Source organism: Luteimonas sp. TWI382 (assembly GCF_039674545.1).
Lineage (GTDB): Bacteria > Pseudomonadota > Gammaproteobacteria > Xanthomonadales > Xanthomonadaceae > Luteimonas.
In genome coordinates, this window is the sequence record NZ_JBDJNS010000004.1 from 170,107 (window position 1) to 188,337 (window position 18,231).

Annotated in this window: 13 protein-coding genes; 5 read left to right on the forward strand and 8 right to left on the reverse strand. The window is 69.4% G+C overall.

Features of this window, described 5'->3' with window-relative positions:
* The first annotated feature begins 103 nt into the window (after nucleotides 1–103).
* The 3 genes from ABE505_RS04460 (at nucleotide 104) to ABE505_RS04470 (ending at nucleotide 5,970) form a co-directional block, all read left to right on the forward strand.
* The gene (locus ABE505_RS04460) at nucleotides 104–1,255 is read left to right on the forward strand and encodes an efflux RND transporter periplasmic adaptor subunit (protein ID WP_346443792.1); all 1,152 of its coding nucleotides are present in this window, start codon (nucleotides 104–106) and stop codon (nucleotides 1,253–1,255) included.
* A gap of 9 nt (nucleotides 1,256–1,264) precedes the next feature.
* The gene (locus ABE505_RS04465) at nucleotides 1,265–4,396 is read left to right on the forward strand and encodes a multidrug efflux RND transporter permease subunit (RefSeq protein ID WP_346443793.1); all 3,132 of its coding nucleotides are present in this window, start codon (nucleotides 1,265–1,267) and stop codon (nucleotides 4,394–4,396) included.
* 113 nt (nucleotides 4,397–4,509) lie between these two features.
* Nucleotides 4,510–5,970 carry an MFS transporter gene (locus tag ABE505_RS04470; RefSeq protein WP_346443832.1) on the forward strand — a complete coding sequence of 487 codons (1,461 nt, stop codon included), beginning with the start codon at nucleotides 4,510–4,512 and terminating at the stop codon, nucleotides 5,968–5,970.
* A gap of 30 nt (nucleotides 5,971–6,000) precedes the next feature.
* Here ABE505_RS04470 and ABE505_RS04475 read toward each other — a convergent pair whose 3' ends face one another.
* A complete protein-coding gene (locus ABE505_RS04475) occupies nucleotides 6,001–6,687 on the reverse strand; it encodes a DUF1345 domain-containing protein (protein ID WP_346443795.1) in 687 nt (228 codons plus the stop codon).
* Between the two features lie 299 nt (nucleotides 6,688–6,986).
* On the opposite strand from ABE505_RS04475, the gene ABE505_RS04480 reads away from it, so the two are divergent.
* Entirely contained in the window at nucleotides 6,987–7,415 is a 429-nt protein-coding gene (locus tag ABE505_RS04480; protein ID WP_346443833.1) for a VOC family protein, read from the forward strand.
* 60 nt (nucleotides 7,416–7,475) lie between these two features.
* Here the strand turns inward: ABE505_RS04480 and ABE505_RS04485 are convergent, their stop codons facing one another.
* From ABE505_RS04485 to ABE505_RS04510, 6 genes are all read right to left on the reverse strand, one after another.
* Nucleotides 7,476–7,892: an amidase family protein gene (locus tag ABE505_RS04485; RefSeq protein WP_346443834.1), complete on the reverse strand. Its 417-nt coding sequence runs from the start codon at nucleotides 7,890–7,892 to the stop codon at nucleotides 7,476–7,478.
* Nucleotides 7,775–9,094 (reverse strand): amidase family protein, encoded by a 1,320-nt coding sequence (locus tag ABE505_RS04490; RefSeq protein ID WP_346443796.1) that lies wholly within the window; start codon nucleotides 9,092–9,094, stop codon nucleotides 7,775–7,777. The genes ABE505_RS04485 and ABE505_RS04490 overlap by 118 nt, the downstream gene beginning before the upstream one ends.
* Nucleotides 9,095–9,101: 7 nt before the next feature.
* Nucleotides 9,102–10,565, reverse strand: coding sequence for a mannitol dehydrogenase family protein (locus tag ABE505_RS04495; protein ID WP_346443797.1), 1,464 nt, complete (start codon nucleotides 10,563–10,565; stop codon nucleotides 9,102–9,104).
* Nucleotides 10,562–12,292, reverse strand: a complete 1,731-nt coding sequence (locus ABE505_RS04500) for a glycoside hydrolase family 43 protein (protein WP_346443798.1) — start codon at nucleotides 12,290–12,292, stop codon at nucleotides 10,562–10,564. Before ABE505_RS04500 ends, ABE505_RS04495 begins: the two co-directional genes overlap by 4 nt.
* Nucleotides 12,292–13,545, reverse strand: coding sequence for a D-mannonate dehydratase ManD (manD, locus tag ABE505_RS04505; protein WP_346443799.1), 1,254 nt, complete (start codon nucleotides 13,543–13,545; stop codon nucleotides 12,292–12,294). The genes ABE505_RS04500 and manD overlap by 1 nt, the downstream gene beginning before the upstream one ends.
* 111 nt (nucleotides 13,546–13,656) lie before the next feature.
* The gene (locus tag ABE505_RS04510) at nucleotides 13,657–15,582 is read right to left on the reverse strand and encodes a sialate O-acetylesterase (protein ID WP_346443836.1); all 1,926 of its coding nucleotides are present in this window, start codon (nucleotides 15,580–15,582) and stop codon (nucleotides 13,657–13,659) included.
* Between ABE505_RS04510 and ABE505_RS04515 the strand changes: the two genes are divergently transcribed.
* Nucleotides 15,469–16,026 carry a hypothetical protein gene (locus ABE505_RS04515; protein ID WP_346443841.1) on the forward strand — a complete coding sequence of 186 codons (558 nt, stop codon included), beginning with the start codon at nucleotides 15,469–15,471 and terminating at the stop codon, nucleotides 16,024–16,026. The genes ABE505_RS04510 and ABE505_RS04515 overlap by 114 nt on opposite strands.
* Here ABE505_RS04515 and ABE505_RS04520 read toward each other — a convergent pair.
* The gene (locus ABE505_RS04520) at nucleotides 15,981–18,185 is read right to left on the reverse strand and encodes an alpha-glucuronidase family glycosyl hydrolase (protein ID WP_346443837.1); all 2,205 of its coding nucleotides are present in this window, start codon (nucleotides 18,183–18,185) and stop codon (nucleotides 15,981–15,983) included. The two genes, ABE505_RS04515 and ABE505_RS04520, sit on opposite strands and share 46 nt — an antisense overlap.
* Nucleotides 18,186–18,231: the final 46 nt, after the last annotated feature.

Sequence of the window (18,231 nt, forward strand, 5' to 3'; positions counted from 1 at the left end):
CTTATCTCCACACAGTTCGCACTCAATCCCGACGCCCGCCGACTAGACTTCGCAATCTCGAGCGGCCGACCGTCCCGGCCCGACGCGCAGGAGTTCGCGGTCCATGTTCCCTTTCCGATGCCTTCGATGCGTCGTCCCGCTCGCCGTGTCGGTCGTGTTGCTCGCAGCCTGCGGCGGCCAGCCCGGCACGGACGGCGCTTCGGCGCCCCCCAGCGTCACCGTCGAGACTCTGGTCCCGGCCCCGGTGGTGGTCAGCGCCGATTTTCCCGGCCGGGTCGCCGCGCTGCGAACCGCCGAGATCCGACCGCAGGTCGGTGGCATCGTGCAGCGCCGCCTGTTCGAGCAGGGCGCGGAAGTCGAAGCCGGCACGCCCCTGTTCCAGATCGCCCCCGCATCGCTGCAAGCGGACGTCGAGACCGCGCGCGCCGCCCTGCGCCGCGCGGAGGCGGAGGCCCGTCGCACTCGGATCCACAGTGAACGCCTGGCGGTCCTGGCGCGCGACCAGGTGGTCAGCCGGCAGATGTACGACGATGTCGTCGCGCAGCGCGACCAGGCTCAGGCCGACGTCGCGCAGGCGCAAGCGAGTCTGGCGCGCCGGCTCGTGGATCTCGGCTTTTCCCGGGTCAGCGCCCCTATTTCGGGCCGTGTCGACCAGGCCCTGGTCTCCGAAGGCGCCTTGGTGACCGCAGGCGACAGTACGCCGATGGCCACGATCCAGCAGATCGACCGGGTCTACGTGGATGTCCGCCAGCCTGCAGGACGCGGCGCAGCGATTCGCCAGCGCATGGATGCACGCGACGCCGCCGACGTCGAGGTACTGCTGGATGGACAGCCGACCGGCCTGCGCGGCCGGATGCTGTTCTCGGGCACCCGTGTGGACGCCGGCACGGGCGATGTCCTGTTGCGTATCGAGGTCGAGAACCCCGCGCGCACGCTGCTGCCCGGCATGTATGTGCAGGCTCGGGTGATCGAGGCACGGTATCCCACCGCACTTAGCGTGCCCGAGGAGGCGGTCGTACGCGCCGGCCAAGAACCGCGGGTGTGGATTCTCGATGCCTCCGACCGCGCCCACCTTCAACCCGTGACGCTCGGTGAACGCATCGAGGGCCGTTACCGGATCGTCACCGGGCTGAAGGCGGGACAGCGGCTCGTCGTCAAAGGCATGGAGCGCCTGCAAGAGGGGGCCGCCGCCCAGCCCCGGATCGGCTCGAATGCAGCCGGCAACGAGGCCGGCCCCGCCGCCGGCCACGACTGAGGACGCCACATGTCCCAATTCTTCATCCGCCGCCCGGTCTTCGCCTGGGTCATCGCCCTGTTCATCGTGCTGGGGGGCCTGCTGGCGATTCCGAAGCTGCCGATCGCCCGCTACCCGTCCGTCGCCCCGCCGTCCGTCAGCATCTACGCAAGCTACCCGGGCGCGACCCCGCAGACGCTGGACGACTCGGTCGTCGGCCCGATCGAGCGCGAACTGTCGGGCGTCAAGCATCTGCTCTACTTCGAATCGTCGGTGGACACCAGCGGTACCGCACAGATCACCGCGACCTTCAAGCCGGGGACCGACGCAGAGATGGCGCAGGTCGATGTGCAGAACAGGCTCAAGTCCGTGGAGCCCAGGCTGCCGCAGGCCGTGCGCCAGTCAGGTGTACAGGTCGAATCGGCAGCTTCGGGTTTTCTGATGATGGTCGGCCTGACCTCGCCCGACGGCCGCTTCGACGAGATCGCCCTGAACGACTATCTGGCACGCAACATCGTGCAGGAGTTGCGCCGGATCGACGGCGTGGGCCGCGTCCAGTTGTTCGGTGCCGAGCAGGCCATGCGCGTCTGGGTGGACCCGGCAAAGCTCACCGCATTCGGCCTGACCATGGCCGACCTGGCACGCGCGATCGAACAGCAGAACGCGCAGATCGCGCCGGGCCGGATCGGCGACGAGCCCGCACCCGCGAGCCAGCGGCTCACGGTGCCGCTGACCGTGCAGGGCCAGCTGACCAGCGCCGATGCGTTCTCGGCCATCGTGCTGCGCGCCAGTGCCGACGGTGCCAAGGTCGTCCTGGGCGACGTCGCCCGCGTCGAACTGGGCGCGCAGTCCTACGCGTTCGCCAACCGCGAGAACGGCCTGACGGCCACGAGTGCGGCCGTCCAGCTTGCGCCGGGCGCGAATGCGGTCCGCACTGCTGCGGCCATCCACGCGCGCATGGCCGAACTCGCACCCGGCATGCCGGCCGGGATGGCGTACTCCATTCCATTCGACACAGCGCCCTTCGTCAGGATCTCCATCGAGAAGGTCATGTACACGTTGCTCGAGGCGATGGGGCTGGTGTTCGTGGTGATGTATCTGTTCCTGCAGAACGTCCGCTACACGCTGATCCCGGCGATCGTGGCCCCGATCGCGCTGCTGGGAACGTTCACCGTGATGCTGCTGGCGGGCTTTTCGATCAACACGCTCACCATGTTCGGCATGGTGCTGGCGATCGGCATCATCGTCGACGATGCCATCGTCGTGGTCGAGAACGTCGAGCGGCTGATGGCGAGCGAAGGCCTGTCACCGCGGGAAGCGACCTCGAAGGCCATGAAGGAGATCACCGGTGCCGTGGTGGGCATCACCCTGGTGCTGATCGCCGTCTTCATCCCGATGGCGTTCGGCGCCGGGTCGGTGGGCGTGATCTACCAGCAGTTCACGCTCTCGATGGCGGTCTCGATCGCATTCTCGGCGTTCCTGGCACTGACATTGACGCCGGCGCTGTGCGCAACGCTGCTGCGTCCGCTCCCGGCAGGCCACCATGCCCGTGGCGGCGTCTTCGGGGCCTTCAATCGCGGCTTCGAGCGCATGTCGGCCGGCTATGCCGGCAAGGTCGCCGGGCTGGTGAAGCGCAGCGGCCGCGTCATGCTCGTGTTCGCGGCCATCTGCGTCGTCCTGGTGCTGGGCTTGCGTCACGTGCCGTCCTCCTTCCTGCCCGAGGAGGACCAGGGCTACTTCATGACCTCGATCCAGTTACCCACCGGTGCGACGATGGCGCGGACGCTGGAGGTCGTAAAGGCCTTCGAAGCGCATGTCGCCACCCGCCCCGCGATCAAGAGCAATCTCGTCGTTCAGGGGTTCAGCTTCGCAGGCTCGGGACCCAATGCCGCCATGGCGTTCACCATGCTCAAGGACTGGTCCTCCCGCGGCAATGCGACCGCAGCCGACGAAGCAGCCAGGGCGCAGGAGGCCATGGCCGCGACCAGCGAGGGCACGGTCATGAGCCTGATGCCGCCGTCGATCGAGGAACTCGGCACCTCGTCAGGCTTCACGATGCTGCTGCAGGACCGCGGCGGGCGCGGCCAGGCCGCCCTGCTCGACGCGCAGGCCCAATTGCTCAAGCTCGCTGCCGACAGCCGCGTGGTCGCCGATGTCTACGCCGACGGCCTTCCGCCCGGCGACAGCATCGCGTTGACCATCGACCGGACGAAGGCCGAAGCGCTGGGCCTGTCGTTCGACAGTGTCAGCAACACCCTGTCTGCCGCCATGGGCTCGCTGTACGTCAACGACTTTCCCAATCGCGGCAGGATGCAGCAGGTGATCCTGCAGGCGGACGCCGCAGCGCGCCTGCACCTGGAAGACGTGCTGGGCCTGCGCGTGCGCAACGCCTCGGGCGGCATGGTGCCGCTACGCGAAGTGGTCGCGGCGCAATGGACGACCGCACCGCAGCAGATGATGCGGTTCCAGGGCTTCCCGGCCGTCCGCATCGCCGGCCGGCCTGCGACTGGCGCATCGAGCGGCACAGCCATGGCGGAAATGGAGCGCCTCGTCGGCCAACTGCCGCAGGGCTACGCCGCGGCCTGGAGCGGGCAATCGCTGCAGGAGCGTCAGGCCGCGGCGCAGGCACCGTTGCTGATGCTGCTGTCCGCGCTGGTGGTGTTCCTGGTGCTGGCCGCACTCTATGAAAGCTGGACGATTCCGCTCTCGGTGATGCTGGTCGTGCCGCTGGGATTGCTGGGTGCGGTCGCGGCGGTGATGCTGCGCGGGATGCCCAACGACGTGTTCTTCAAGGTCGGGATGATCACGATCATCGGACTGTCTGCCAAGAATGCGATCCTGATCGTCGAGTTCGCCCGCCAGTTGCATGCCCAAGGCCGGTCCCTCGTGGACGCGGCGGTCACGGCAGCGCGCCTGCGTTTCCGCCCCATCCTGATGACCTCGCTCGCGTTCGCACTCGGCGTCGTGCCGCTGATGCTGGCCTCCGGTGCCAGCGCCGAGACCCAGCGCGCCATCGGCACCGGTGTGTTCGGCGGCATGGTCAGCGGCACGGTCCTGGCGGTGTTCTTCGTGCCGGTCTTCTTCGTTGCCGTGCTCGGCGTGCGCGACCGGATCGCGGCCTGGCGTGCGCGCCGGGCCGCGTCTGCGGCGCCGCGGACCTAGCGATTGTCGAGGCGACTTCGCGCCCAGGCGCACCCGCCGGACGAGACGACACCCCACCTCCCCCAATGTCGACACCGCCCTCTCCAGCCCGATGGTGGATCCTCGCAGCGGTGATGCTGGCCTTCCTGCCGGTCGTCATCGACATGACGATCCTGCACATCGCGGTGCCATCGCTGACCCTGGCCCTGCAGGCGTCCGGCAACCAGGTGCTGTGGATCATCGACATCTACCCACTGGTCATGGCGGGTCTCCTGGTGCCCATGGGCACGCTCGCCGACCGCGTCGGTGACCGTCGCCTGCTCCTCGCCGGCCTGACCGTGTTCGGGTTCGCATCGCTGGCTGCGGCCTGCTCGACCCGTGCGTCGATGCTGATCGCTGCGCGCGTACTGCTCGCGATCGGCGGCGCGATGATCCTGCCCTGCGTCCTGGGCGTGATCCGGCGCACGTTCGAGGACGCGCGCGAACGTGCGATGGCCCTGGGCGCATGGGGCACGGCGGGCGCTGCCGGCGCCGCCCTCGGCCCGCTCGTCGGCGGTGCCCTGCTGGAGCACTTCTGGTGGGGCTCGGTGTTCCTGATCAACGTGCCGGTGATGCTCGTCGTGGTGCCTGTGGTCTGGCGGCTGCTGCCACCGATGCGACCCACGCGGGGCGCAGCGCCCTGGCCGATCGGACAGGCTCTCGTCCTGGTCGCGGGCGTGATCGCCGTCGTCTACGGCCTCAAGACCGGTGCGGCAGGCGGCCAGTCCTGGTGGATCGCCGCGGCGGCGATCGGCCTGGGCTGCGCGCTGCTGTGGCTGTTTGCACGCATCCAGATGCGGGCGTCCTCGCCCATGCTCGATCTGGCCCTGTTCGCCCATCCGACGATCCTCGCGGGCATTCTCATGGCCATGGTCGCGAGCGGCGCACTGGCCGGCGTGGAGCTCACGATCGCGCAGGAACTCCAATACGTCCTCGCGAAGCGTCCGCTGCAGGCGGGTCTGTTCATGGTTCCGATCATGGCCGCCGCTGCCGTCGGCGGGCCGGTCGCCGGCTGGCTGTCCAATGCACTCGGCCTGCGCCGCGTCGCCGCCTGTGCACTGGCCGTCTCCGCCCTCGCCCTGCTGGGCATTGCGAACGTCGACCTCGACCGCGCAGGTCTCCTGGTGCCGATGCTGCTGGCCGCGCTCGGCCTGTCGCTGAGCATCGGCCTGACCGCGTCTTCGATCGCGATCATGAACGCGGTGGAGGCGGAGCAAGGCGGGGCCGCGGGCGCGCTCGAAGCGACCGCGTACGAACTGGGCACGGGTCTGGGCATCACCGCATGCGGACTGCTCCTGTCTCACGTATTCGTCCGCCACTTCGAACTGCCCGTTGCACTCGCCGAGACCGCGGACCAGCACGCGGTGGGCTCGATCGGCGACGCTTTCGTACTCGCGCACTCGCTGGCGGCGTCCGCGGATGCCGTCGCCGTCGAGACTGCGGCCCGGAGCGCCTTCACCATCGCCCACGCCGCGCTCCTGACCACCGCCAGTGCCGTGATCGCGGCGCTGGCAGTGGCGGTCTACCTGCTGCTGGGGCGCAGGCGCGACGGGTGACGCCGGGAGCAGAGCCCTGCCGGCGCCGGCTCAGGCCTGGCCGCCGAGGATGTTCACCGTGACCGCGATCACGAACATGTTGAAGAAGAACGCGATCACGCTGTGCAGCAACGCGATGCGGCGCAGGTAGCGACTGGTGATCTGCACGTCGGAAACCTGGAAGGTCATGCCGAGCACCAGCGCGAAGTAGGCGAAGTCCCAGTAATCGGGCGCGGCCTTGCCGGGGAAATCGAGGCCCATGTGCTCCTCGCCGTAGTCGCCGTAGAAGCCGTGCGCGTAATGCAACGCAAACATGACATTCATGAACAGCCACGACAGCACGATGCTGCTGCCAGCGATGCCGATCGCGGCAAGGCCGCCGGAGCGACCGGCGGCGAGTTCGGTGCCCAGCGCCACCATCAGGATCGCGACCAACCCGATCGCGCTCCACAGGATGCCCCAGCGGCCCGCGTCCTGGCGCATGGCGACCTCGCGCATCCGGTCGGGCCCGGCGGTGTCGAACAGTCGCCACGCGGCGCCCAGGAACACCAGTGCGCCGACGTCGAAGCCGAGCAGCAACGCGACCGGCCACCGAGCGCCCGCCACCAGGCAGCCGGCGCACCCCGCCACGAACACGGCCGTCGCCAGGCTCAGCCTCGGCCGCGCGCTGAAAGTCCGGAACGGACGCCAGCCCTTGCGGGGATCGTGGCGCGGCGGCGGACGCGATTGTTTGCTCATGCCTGGCCTCTTGCCGATGGGTCGCGTGGTCGCCCGCACCGCCTCCCGCCGAACGAAGGCATGCGATCGATCGCCGCAGCGAGCATGCGCGCTCTCGACGAGAAGCGCACGGCCTCGCAGGGACACGCGTCGGCCGGGCAAACCCGGGGGCCAAGCACAACATGGCGGCGATCGCACTGGCAGGCAGAGCCGCCCCCCCCCCCCCGGCTGAGGCCAAGGCGTTCCACGCTCCGGTCGCCACCTGGCATCATCGGACCGAAGGCGCCCACTCGGGCCGCGCCTTCCTTCGCGAGGTGTCGATGGAAACGATGGAACTCCACCGCGGCCGATTGATCGATCATCTGCAACTGGTGGTGCGCGATCTGGCCGCCAGCCGCCGCTTTTACCAAGCGGTGTTCGACAGCATCGGCATTCCGATCGCCGGCGAAGGCCCCGACTACTTCTGGGCCGACGAACTGTTCGTGTCCACCGCAGACAGCGCGGCGGCCGCCGGACAACTGACCGGCCGCCACCATCTGGCGTTCCAGGCGCGCGATGCCGCGACCGTCGATGCCTTCCACGCCGCCGCCCTCGCGGCCGGCGGCAGCGACAACGGCCCGCCCGGCGAACGCCCCTACCACCCGGGCTATTACGGCGCTTTCGTGCTCGACCCCGATGGCAACAACATCGAAGTGGTCTATCACGGCCCGGCCACCTACAGCGCGGACTCGGTCAAGGTCACGTTCTGAGCCAACCTGCCGCTGGACTGTCGTTTCCTGCATCCACGAACGAACAGCCCGGCCGCCCTGCTACAACGTTCCGAAACCGGCCGGCGCCCGGAAGCCCCCGATCTCTCGTGCGATCAGTCGGGCGACTTCGATCGTGGTTCGATCGCCGTACTCAGGGCCGATGATCTGCAGACCGATCGGCAGCCCATCACGCGACAAGCCGCTCGGAAACGCAGTGCTCGGCAGGTAGGCGGCGGTCGCGAGGCCGACCCAGAAAAAATGCGCGTAGTGCGATGTCGTCACACCATCAACGTCCAAGGTCCGCTCGAGCTTGGGCCGGTGGTCGTGCGCGAAGGCCGTCGTTGCGGAGATCGGGCAGATCACCACATCCCAGTCGTCAAAGAAAGCACGCCACCGTAGGCGGTCTCGGTTCCGCGCTTCATCGTGATCGGACCAAGTGCGGTGATCCAGAACGCGAGCACGCCACAGGACCGCCAGTGGCGAGTCGTCGTTCGCGTCGAGCGCCGCTGCCGCCCGCTGGATCGCGACATAATGAGCATCGGGCAGATTGACGAGCCCCGTCGACCCCAACAGGCTGAGGTAAGTGTTGTACGCGTCCCTTGGCGAGATTGCGGGGGACGCGCCCGATCTGAGACCACCGCGCCCGCGCGGGCAAGCGCGGCGCCGACCTCCAGCACGCGATCGGAAATTTCGGAGGACGTGGGAACGGCATCTTCGTTCGCCCAGATCGCGACGCGTAAGCCGCGCAGGGTGCGCGTCTTCGGCGGCGGAAGGGCCAACCGCCAGCCCGGCGACCTGAGTCGATCGGGACCTGCCGCGACATCCAATGCGAGAGCCAGGTCGTCCGCGCTCCGCGCCATGGGTCCGACGACGTTCAGATCCGGTGCGGAGATCACCCCGGAATGACTGTGACCCTGCATCGGCACGATGCCATAGGTCGGCTTGTGCCCATACACACCGCAGAAGTGAGACGGACTCCGGATTGACCCGCCGATATCCGGGGCGAACTCCAGGCAAGTCAGGCCGGCCGCGAGCGCGGCGGCCGCGCCGCCAGAAGAGCCGCCCGGCGACCGCGCCGCATCCCAAGGATTGCAGGTCGTACCGTAGATGTCGTTGTAGCTCTGCCAATCCCCAAGCCGCAGCGGGACGTTCGTCTTTCCCATGACATGAGCACCGGCTGCCCTCAGGCGCTCGACGACCATTGCGTCGCTCTGTGCGAGGTGGTCCCGTTGCTCCGGCACACCCCACGTCGTCGGCAACCCAGACACGTCGAAGGTTTCCTTGACCGTCATCGGAAGGCCGTGCAGCGGTCCCAGCCGGTGTCCGCGTGCGAGCGATGCATCGGCCAGCTTCGCTGCCTCCAGCGCGCGCTCGAAGTCCCGCACCACGACAGCATTCAAAGTGCTGTCGAATCGTTCGATGCGCTCGATGTAATGCGCAGTGAGCTCGAACGAGGTGATTCGCTTTTGTCCAATCAGCTGCGCCAGCGCAGTCGCGGACAGAAATGCCAACGCATCAGATGAGGCGTTCGATGATGGACTCACGTCCGGGCCTGAGTTGCGCTGACTGACTGCATGTCTCGCCTTTCGTCGATCTGCCGCGGAAGTCTGGACGCTTCCGGCAGAAAACGCCACTTCGAGCCAGCGGATGAGGTTGCGCTTTCCGGCGTCGTGCACCACCAGCCAGTCAGCGCAAAAATGACCACCCTGCGATTTCCGTCTCTGGCCCCTCACAGATCGCCACATAGCCCCGTTCGATCGCATCGACGATGGCCGGGTCCTCCGCCACATCTGCGAACACCTCGCGCAACGCGAGGAAACGCGCGACGTCTCCAACCTGCCCGGTCGCCGCGCACCCGATCTGTGCCAGGGTGTCGGCCATCGGGTCGACCAGCGCGACGCCGGCTCGGGCCTGCCGGCACACGAAGTGCATCCAGGCGGCGATCGGCAGGCACAGGCGATCGATGGGTCGGCCGGCGGCCAGCGCATCGCGGATCGTGCCGAGCAGGCGCACAGGCAGTTTCTGGCTGCCGTCCCAGGCGATCTGCGCCAGACGATGGGCGATGGCCGGATTGCCGAAGCGCTCGAGTATGGCGTCGATGTAGGCGTCCAGATCCATTGCGGCCGGGACGGTCAGCGTGGGCGCGATGTCCTCGCGCATCAGTCTTGCGACGAAAGCGGCCAAGCCCGGATGGCGCATCGCGTCGGCGACGGTCTCGACGTCCAGCAGCAGGCCGAGGTAGGCGAGCGCGCTGTGCGGGCCGTTGAGCAAGCGCAGCTTGGCGCGGTCGAAGCCTGCGATGTCGTCGCTGAGGGTCACGCCGACGCGCTCCAGCGGCGGGCGGCCGTTGCAGAAGCGATCCTCCACGACCCATTGCGCGTACGGCTCGCGCTGCACGGGCCAGGCATCGTCCAGGCCCAAGGTGTCGGCGACGCGGACGCGCAGCGTGTCATCGGTGGCGGGGGTGATGCTGTCGACCATCGAGCGCGGGAACGCGGCCTCGGCGTCGATCCATCTTGCGAGCGCCGGGTCGATGCGTTCGGCGAACGCGAGCACAGCGCGGCGCAGGCGCACGCCGTTGTCGGCAAGGTTGTCGCAACTGAGCACGGTGTAGGGCGCCAGGCCGGCGGCACGACGACGCGCCAGGCCGGCGACGAGATAGCCAATCGCACTGACCGGCGCATCGGGCGCGGCAAGATCGTGGACGATATCGGGATGGGCGATGTCGAGGCCGTCGCCGGCCAGGCAGTAGCCCTTCTCGGTAACGGTCAGCGTGACCAGGCGGACGGCCGGATCGGCGAGCCGGGCGAGTACGGCCGCGGCTTCGTCGCGAGCGCACAGCACTTCGCGCAATGCGCCGATGACGCGCAGCTGCGGCGTCTGACCGAGAATCGCGAGCGTGTACAGCCCGTCCTGCGGGCGCAGCGCGTCGCGCACGTCCGGATTGCGCAATGACACCGCGCACACCGCCCAGTCGGGATCGAGCGCCAGCGCATCGTCGAAGTACACCGCTTGGTGCGCACGATGGAAGGCGCCCGCCCCCAAATGCACGACGCCGATCCGGGTCGTGGCGCGATCGAAGGCCGGACGCGCGACCGCGGGCGGCAGCGTTGCGAGCAGGGTCTCGGACAGACGAAGGGCGTGCGTCATCGTTCGTCGCGCGCGTACGGGCCCAGGGTGACGCCGACGAAACCGCCGGCATGGTCGGTGCTCAGCAAGGTGGCGTCGGCATCGCGCAGCAGCCATTGCCAGTCGCCGTCGTCGGCGGCCCACGCGAACCCGATGCGTCCCGCGTCGCCGGCCACCTTCAGCCGCAGATCCGCGGCACGCGCGATGGTGTGCTGCGCGATAATCTGCGCCGGCTGATCGACACCGGTCGCCCGTTCGACGAACACCACGGCGCCATCGTCGGCATCGCGCCGCACACCGAGCAGGTACCAGTGATTGCCGCTCTGGAATGCGGCGAGCCCGCCCACGACGCCCGCGGCCGGCATCGCCAGTGCGGTGCTGGCCTCGAAGCCGAGATGCTGCTGGCGGCGTGCGAGGAACGAAGGATTGTGCAACGTGTCCAGGCCCTCGCGTCCGGGGTGGATCGCAAGCTTCCCGGGGCGGGAGGCGAGGTCGGCCCAGTCGCGCTTGGGCACGCGTACGAACATCCATGCCGGGTCGAGCGCGGGCCCGTCGAATTCGTCGCGCCAGGTGAAGTTGCCGCTCATCGGCGCCTGATCGGCATCGCGTGACATCCACGATGGCGCGGGCAGTCCATAGGGAATCGGCGTGTCCGCCGGCAGGATCGTCGGCCAGCCGTCGGTCCAGGTCACCGGCAGCAGGAACGTCTCACGCCCCGTGTTGTAGTGGCGCACGTCGTAGTTGCGACTGGCCAGGAACACCGCCCACCAACTGCCGTCCGGTCCCTGGACCAGATCGGCGTGGCCGGCGTTGGTCACCGGCAACGCTCGCTCAGGCGGCAGGTCGCGCTGGGTCAGGATCGGGTTGTCTTCGTACGGCGTGTAGGGTCCCCAGACGTCGCGGCTGCGCAGGATGACCTGCGAATGCTGTGGGCCGGTGCCGCCTTCGGCGTTGTTGAGGTAGTACCAGCCATCGACCTTGTACAGGTGCGGGCCTTCGATCCAGATCGGGTTGTCTTCGGGTCTCACACCACCGTCGATCAGCACCTTGCGCGGGCCGAACGGCGTCAGCGTCGCGATGTCGATCGCCTGCAGCCAGATCGCGCGGTGGCCGTCGTAGCGCACCGGCCCGTCCGGCGCGTCGTTGTTGAGGAGGTAGGCGCGGCCGTCGTCGTCGAAGAACAACGACGGATCGATGCCGCCGATGCCGGGCAGCCAGACCGGGTCCGACCAGGGCCCGGCCGGATCGGTGGCGGTGACGATGAAGTTGCCGCCGGCATCGACCGCGGTATTGACCACATAGAACGTGCCGTCGTGATACTCGATCGTCGGCGCGAACACGCCGCGCGACAGGCCCAGGCCGTCGAAGTCGAGCTGGTCGGGGCGATGGATCGCATTGCCGATCTGGGTCCAGTGCACCAGGTCCTCGCTCTCGAAGATCGGGATGCCCGGGAAGTAGGTGAAGGTCGAGGCGACCAGGTAGAACTTCCCGTTGGCCGCGACGATGCTCGGGTCGGAATGGAAGCCGGCGAGGATCGGGTTGCGGAAGTGACCCGCCGGCAGCGGCGCGTCGAACGCACGGTCGCTTCCGCTGTACTCGAACCAGTCGAACAGCACGGGCTCGGGATCGGGCCGGTCCTCGGCGACAACCGGCGCTGCAACGATCGCGACCAGCAGGCCGGCCGCAAGTGCGCGCAGCCAGCTGTGCGGGGAGACGCGTGGGGACGGCCCCGTTGTCGGCGCGCCCATCACCAGTCCCACATCCCGCCGTCTTCCAGGCGCGCGACCGGCAGTTGCTTGGGCGTGTATGGGTACTTCGCGGCCAGCGCCTCGTCGATGTCGACGCCGTGCCCGGGCGTGTCGCCCACGTGCAGCCGGCCGGCGCGGAATGCGTAATCGTGTGGGAACACTGCCAGGATCTCCTCGCCATGGAACATGTATTCCTGAATGCCGAAGTTCGGCACCCAGGTATCGAAATGCAGCGCTGCGCCCATCGTGACCGGCGACAGGTCGGTCGCGCCGTGGAAGCCGGTGCGCACCTGGTGCAGGCCGGCGAAATCGGCGAGCCGGCGGATGTGGGTGATGCCGCCGCCGTGGACGATCGTGGTGCGGATGTAGTCGATCAGCTGCCGCTCGATCAGGTGCTTGCAGTCCCAGATCGAATTGAACACCTCGCCCACCGCGAGCGGGGTGACCGAATGCTGGCGGATCAGTTCGAACGCGGCCTGGTGCTCGGCCGGGGTCGCGTCCTCGAGCCAGAACAGCCGATAGGGCTCGACATCGCGGGCCAGGCGCGCCGCTTCGATGGGCGAGAGCCGGTGATGCACGTCGTGCAGCAGCTCGACCGTATTGCCGTGGTCGGCGCGCAGTTGTTCGAACAGCCTCGGTGCCGTTTCCAGGTAGCGCGGTGTGTTCCAGACGGTCTCGGCCGGCAGCTCGCTTTCGGCCGGCTCGTAGGGTTTGCCGGCCGTGGAGATGCCGTACGCCTTCTTGACGCCCGGCACGCCGCACTGGGCGCGCACGGCCAGGAACCCGCGCTCGAGATACATGCCGACCTCGTCGCTGGCCTCGGCGATGTCGCGGCCGTTGGCGTGCGCGTAGACCAGCGCGCCTTCGCGCGAGCGGCCGCCAAGCAACTGGTACAGCGGCATGCCGGCCATCTTGCCCAGGATGTCCCACAGCGCGACGTCGACCGCGGCGATCGCGGTCATCGTTACCGGCCCGCGCCGCCAATACGCACCGCGGTACAGGAACTGCCACAGGTCCTCGATGCGGCCCGCGTCGCGGCCGATCAGGTTCGGCACGACGTGGTCCTGCAGGTAGGCGGCGACCGCAAGCTCGCGGCCGTTGAGCGTGGCATCGCCCAGGCCGTAGATGCCTGAGCGGGTGACGATCTTGAGCGTGACGAAGTTGCGGCCGGGACAGGTGACGATGACGCGCGCCTCGACGATCTCGCGATCGTGGCGGCTGCTGTGGTGGCTGGGTTCGGTGTGGACGGACATGTGGACGACTCTGGATGCGATGGTGGTGGCGGATGAGGGCATCTCCCGCGCCTGGGTGGCCCCCATCCGCCTTCGGCACCTTCCCCCGCACGCGGGGGAAGGCTCTGGATGTCAACGGATCTCGATCTCGAACGGCCCCGGCGGCTGGCCAGCGCGGTCGAACAGATTGACCAGCGGGTTGTCGGCCCAGGCATAGCGCACGCGGACCGGCGCAGGAACGCCCGGCGCCTGCAGGTGCACGCGGTCGCCATCGAGCGTGGCCTGCGCCCAGCGGCAGTTGCCGGCGCCCGCACCGCACAGTTCGAAGCCGACCGGCCCCGGCGCGCCGTAGGCGACCAGGCCACCATCGACCGCGTCGAACGTCACCACGACCGTGCCGGCCTCGCGCCGGGCGCTGCGCGGCACCGGGCCGCTCGGCGCCAGCGTCTCGCCGTAGACCGTGTGGCGTGCAGCGCGCGCGAGCCGGCGGCCGATCGCCTGCTTGTTGGCCGGGTGGATGTCGTCGGCCTCGCCCAGGTCGATGGTCACCGCGAGCGCCGCATGCGGCTCGGCGGCGACCCGGCGTTGCGCTTCGCGCAGCGTCGCCCAACCGCTCTCGCCTGGCGCCTGGGTCGGCGCGCCGTAGTTGGGCAACTGCACCACCAGGAACGGCAAGATTGGATCGCCGAAGCGCATGCGCCAGTCGTCGCGCAGATTGCGCAGTAGGCCGGCGTAGGCGCCGGCCTCGCCTGTGTTCGCTTCGCCCTGGTACCAGACCACGCCCCGCAGCGCGGCGCCGGCCAACGGCGCGATCATCCCGTTGTACAGCGTCGACAGGCCCGCCGCGGACTGCCAGGGCGCACGCGGCGGCGCGCCGGTCTCCGGCGGCACGATGCGGTAGCGCCAGCCGGGGTCGAGCGGCACGACCGCGCCGTCGGCCAGCCGCAGCCGGTGCGCGGACGCCGGCCCGGCCAGTCCGCCCTCGCGGTAGGTGTCGAGCACGTTGACGACGATCGTGTTCTCGCCCGCGCGCAGCAGGCCATGCGGCAGCGGGTACTCGCGCGGGGTACCGGCGCCGTAGCTGCTGCCCACCGCGGTGCCGTTGACCCAGGTCAGGTCCATCTCGTCGGCGGGGCCGAGCAGCAGCGTGGCGTCCTGCGCCGCCTGCGCGGCGGTCAGACGCACCGACGTCCGGTACCAGACCATGCCGTCGAACGTCGCCAGTTCGGGCACGCCCCATCGCTCCCACGCGCCGAGCGCGTGCGGGGCTTCGCGCCAATCACCGGACACGGTCTCGGTCCAGGGCCGGTCGTCGGCGGACACGCCCGGCGCCTGCAACCACCACGCGGCCCAGCGCTCGCCCCAGCGCGCGGCAGCCTGCATCGGGTCGTCGTGGTAGAGCGCGAGCACGTCGAGGTCTTCGTCCGGATGGCCGCCCGCGCGCAAGGCCTCGCCGCTGGTCCAGGCCTGGACGCGCGAACCGCCCCATGCGGCTTCGATCAGCCCCATCGGCACGTCCACGGTCTTGCGCAGTTCGCGGGCGAAGTAGTAACAGGCGGCCGAAAAGTCGCGCACGCCCTCCGGCGTGACCGGTTGCCAGGCGGTGGGCTCGGGGAAGCGCGCCAACGGCACCGGGCTGCTCACCTGCGGTACGGTCAACAGGCGGATTTCGGGCACGTCGGCACTGGCGATCTCGGCGCGGGCATCGAGCGAGCGCCAGACCTGCAGTTCCATGTTCGACTGGCCCGAACACAGCCACACATCGCCGACCAGCAGGTCGCGGACGGTCCGGGTGGTCTCGCCGGCGCGCACGGTCAGGGTGTGCGGGCCGCCGGGCGGCAGGGCTGGCAGTTCGGCCTGCCAACGACCGCTCGCGTCGGCGCGTGCCTGCGCGCGGCGGTCGGCAAGCGCCAGGTGGACCACGGTGCCGGCCGGCGCCTCGCCTTGCAGACGCAAGGGGCGATCGCGCTGGAGAACCGCGTGGTCCTGGATCAGCGGATGCAGCAATGCAGCCTCGCCCGTGTCGGCGTGGGCGAGCGGTGCGAGCGCGAGCAGCAGCGCAAGCAGGACATGGGGGCGGGCAAGGCCTCTGCCCCCACCCGGCGCCGGTGGCGCCGACCTCCCCCGCACACGGGGGAGGTGCGCGAAGGCTGGCGTCGACGCGCCTGGATGCAGCTCCAGTGCACGCCCGCGATCCTGTGCGGACTGCGCGAGCGCACGCACGCCGTTCTGTGCGGAAGGCGCGACGGCCCTCCCGTGATGCTGCGCGACATGCTCGACTGCCCTCTCCCGGTGCTGCGCGGCATGCTCGACTGCCTTCTCCCGGTGCTGCGCGACATGCTCGACGGCCTTCTCCCGGTGCTGCGCGACATGCTCGACTGCCTTCTCCCGGTGCTGCGCGACATGCTCGACTGCCCTCCCCCGCATGCGGGGGAGGGTTGGGTGGGGGCGGCCGTTCATCGTGTGTCTCCCGGTGCGTGCGGAAATTCGAGCGACTGGTAGTCCGCCAGCGGGTGCGCCGGCGGGGCGATGCCGTCGGGAAGCGGACGGCCGGAGATCGACTGGAAGTACGCGATGCTGGCATCGCGCCACCATTGCGCTTCCTGCGCCTGGATCGCGAGGAACGCGGCGACCTGCGCATGCCGCTCGGCATCGATGCGCCCGTCCAGGCCTGCCCAGGTCTCACGCATGCTGCGTACCGTCGCGACGCCACGGTCGTAGTGGTGCACCAGTTCGTCCCACAACGGACGCCCCGATGCCATCGGGCGGTCCCAGGGGACATGGTGGAACCACAGCAACAGCGACTCGGGCACGCGGTCGGGATCGTCGAACACGTCCGCGACCGGCGGGGCGTACTGCGAGACTGCATCGCTGCCGCGGCGGCTGCGGTCGAAGCCGATGCCCGAGCGGGTGGCGCGGTGGTAGTAGACCGAGGTCCAGTCCGCGCGCGGGCCGCCCTCGACCCACGGGCCGGGGCCGTAATGGTGGCCGCGGCCCATCAGGTGGTGCAGGCCGAGCGCACCGGTGTAGTCGACCACGGCCTCGCGCGAGCCCATCATCATGCCGACGATCGGCGCGACCACCGCCGGGTCGTTGCCGAACGTCATGCGGGTCCATTCCTCGGCGATGTCGCGCGACGAATGCTCCGGGTTCCAGGCCAGCCGCCCGTAGGCGTACCAGTTGGCCTGGTCGAAGTGCGAGCCGCTCCAGTTACGGTCGGTGCCGATGTTGGCCACACCGGCGATGCCGGTCAGCGCGCTTCTGCCAGGCACATCACGGTCCAGCGAGCCGTCGATCACCCGCGCGACGGTCGCGCCCTCCCCCCGCACCTGCGTATCGGCGCGCAGCACCTCCTCGTACAGCGGCCCGAGGTAGGCCAGGTGCGTCGAGAAGCCGAGGTACTCCTTGGTGATCTGGAACTCCATCATCAGCGGGGTCTTCGGCATCGCGCCGAACAGCGGATGGAACGGTTCGCGCGGCTGGAAATCGATCGCGCCGTTCTTGACCTGCACGATCACGTTGTCGCGGAACGCGCCGTCATGCGGCACGAACTCGGTGTAGGCCTGTTTGTGGCGGTCGTCGGGTTCGTCGTGGGAGTAAACGAACGCCCGCCACATCACGATGCCGCCGTACGGCGCCAGCGCATCGGCCAGCAGGTTGGCGCCGTCGGCATGCGAGCGGCCGTAGTCCTGCGGGCCGGGCTGGCCCTCGGAGTTGGCCTTGACCAGAAAGCCGCCGAAGTCCGGGATCGCCGCATAGATCTCCTCGGCCTTGGCCTGCCACCAGCGCTGGACCGCGGGGTCCAGCGGATCGGCGGTCTGCAGCCCCCCGATCTCGATCGGCGCGCTGAAGCGCGCGGACAGGTACACGCGAATGCCCCAGGGCCGGAAGATGTCCGCCAGCGCGGCGACCTTCTCCAGGTACATCGGCGTCAGCACGTCGGCGTTGGCGTTGACGTTGTTGAGCACGGTGCCATTGATGCCGATCGAGGCGTTGGCGCGGGCGTAGTCGGTGTAGCGCGGGTCGCGCCAACCGGGCAGCCGGTGCCAGTCCCAGATCGACTGGCCGGCGTAGCCGCGCTCGACGTGGCGGTCGAGCTCGTCCCAGTGGTTGAGCACCCGGCGCTCGATCCGCGGCGCCTCGCGCAGGTCGAGGTTGGCGATCGGCTGGCCGGTCTGCAGCAGCCGCAGGAACGCGAATGCGCCATAGAGCGCGCCGACGTCGGTGTTGGCGGCGACGACGGTCGCCGGATGCCCGTCCACGCGCGTCGAACGGATCAGGTAGCCCGCCTGGCCGAGGTCGCCCAGGTCCAGCGCCAGCCGGGCGATCGCCGGCAGCGACTGCGGCGTTCCCACCAGCAACGCGCCGGTGCGGTCGATGCGGCCGGCCAGGGTAGGCGCCCGCCCCTGCAGCCCCCGTAGGCCGCGCAGCAGTTCATCACGGGTCGCGCGCTGGGTCGGCGTCGCATCGGGGGTCGTCAGCTGCGAGACCCGCGGCGCCTCGGGTCCGCGCCCGGCCCCTGCCTCGGCGTAGCGCAGCCACAGCGCATACCCGTCCTCGGCCTGCGCCGGCACTGGGCCGACCAGCGCGACCAGCGCCAGCACCGCCGCCGGCCACGCCGGCCGGATCCAGTCGCGGAACCAGATAGTTAGCGGTAACATCCCCAACATCCCATCACCTCCCCTTGGACGGCTTCACTCCAGTTCC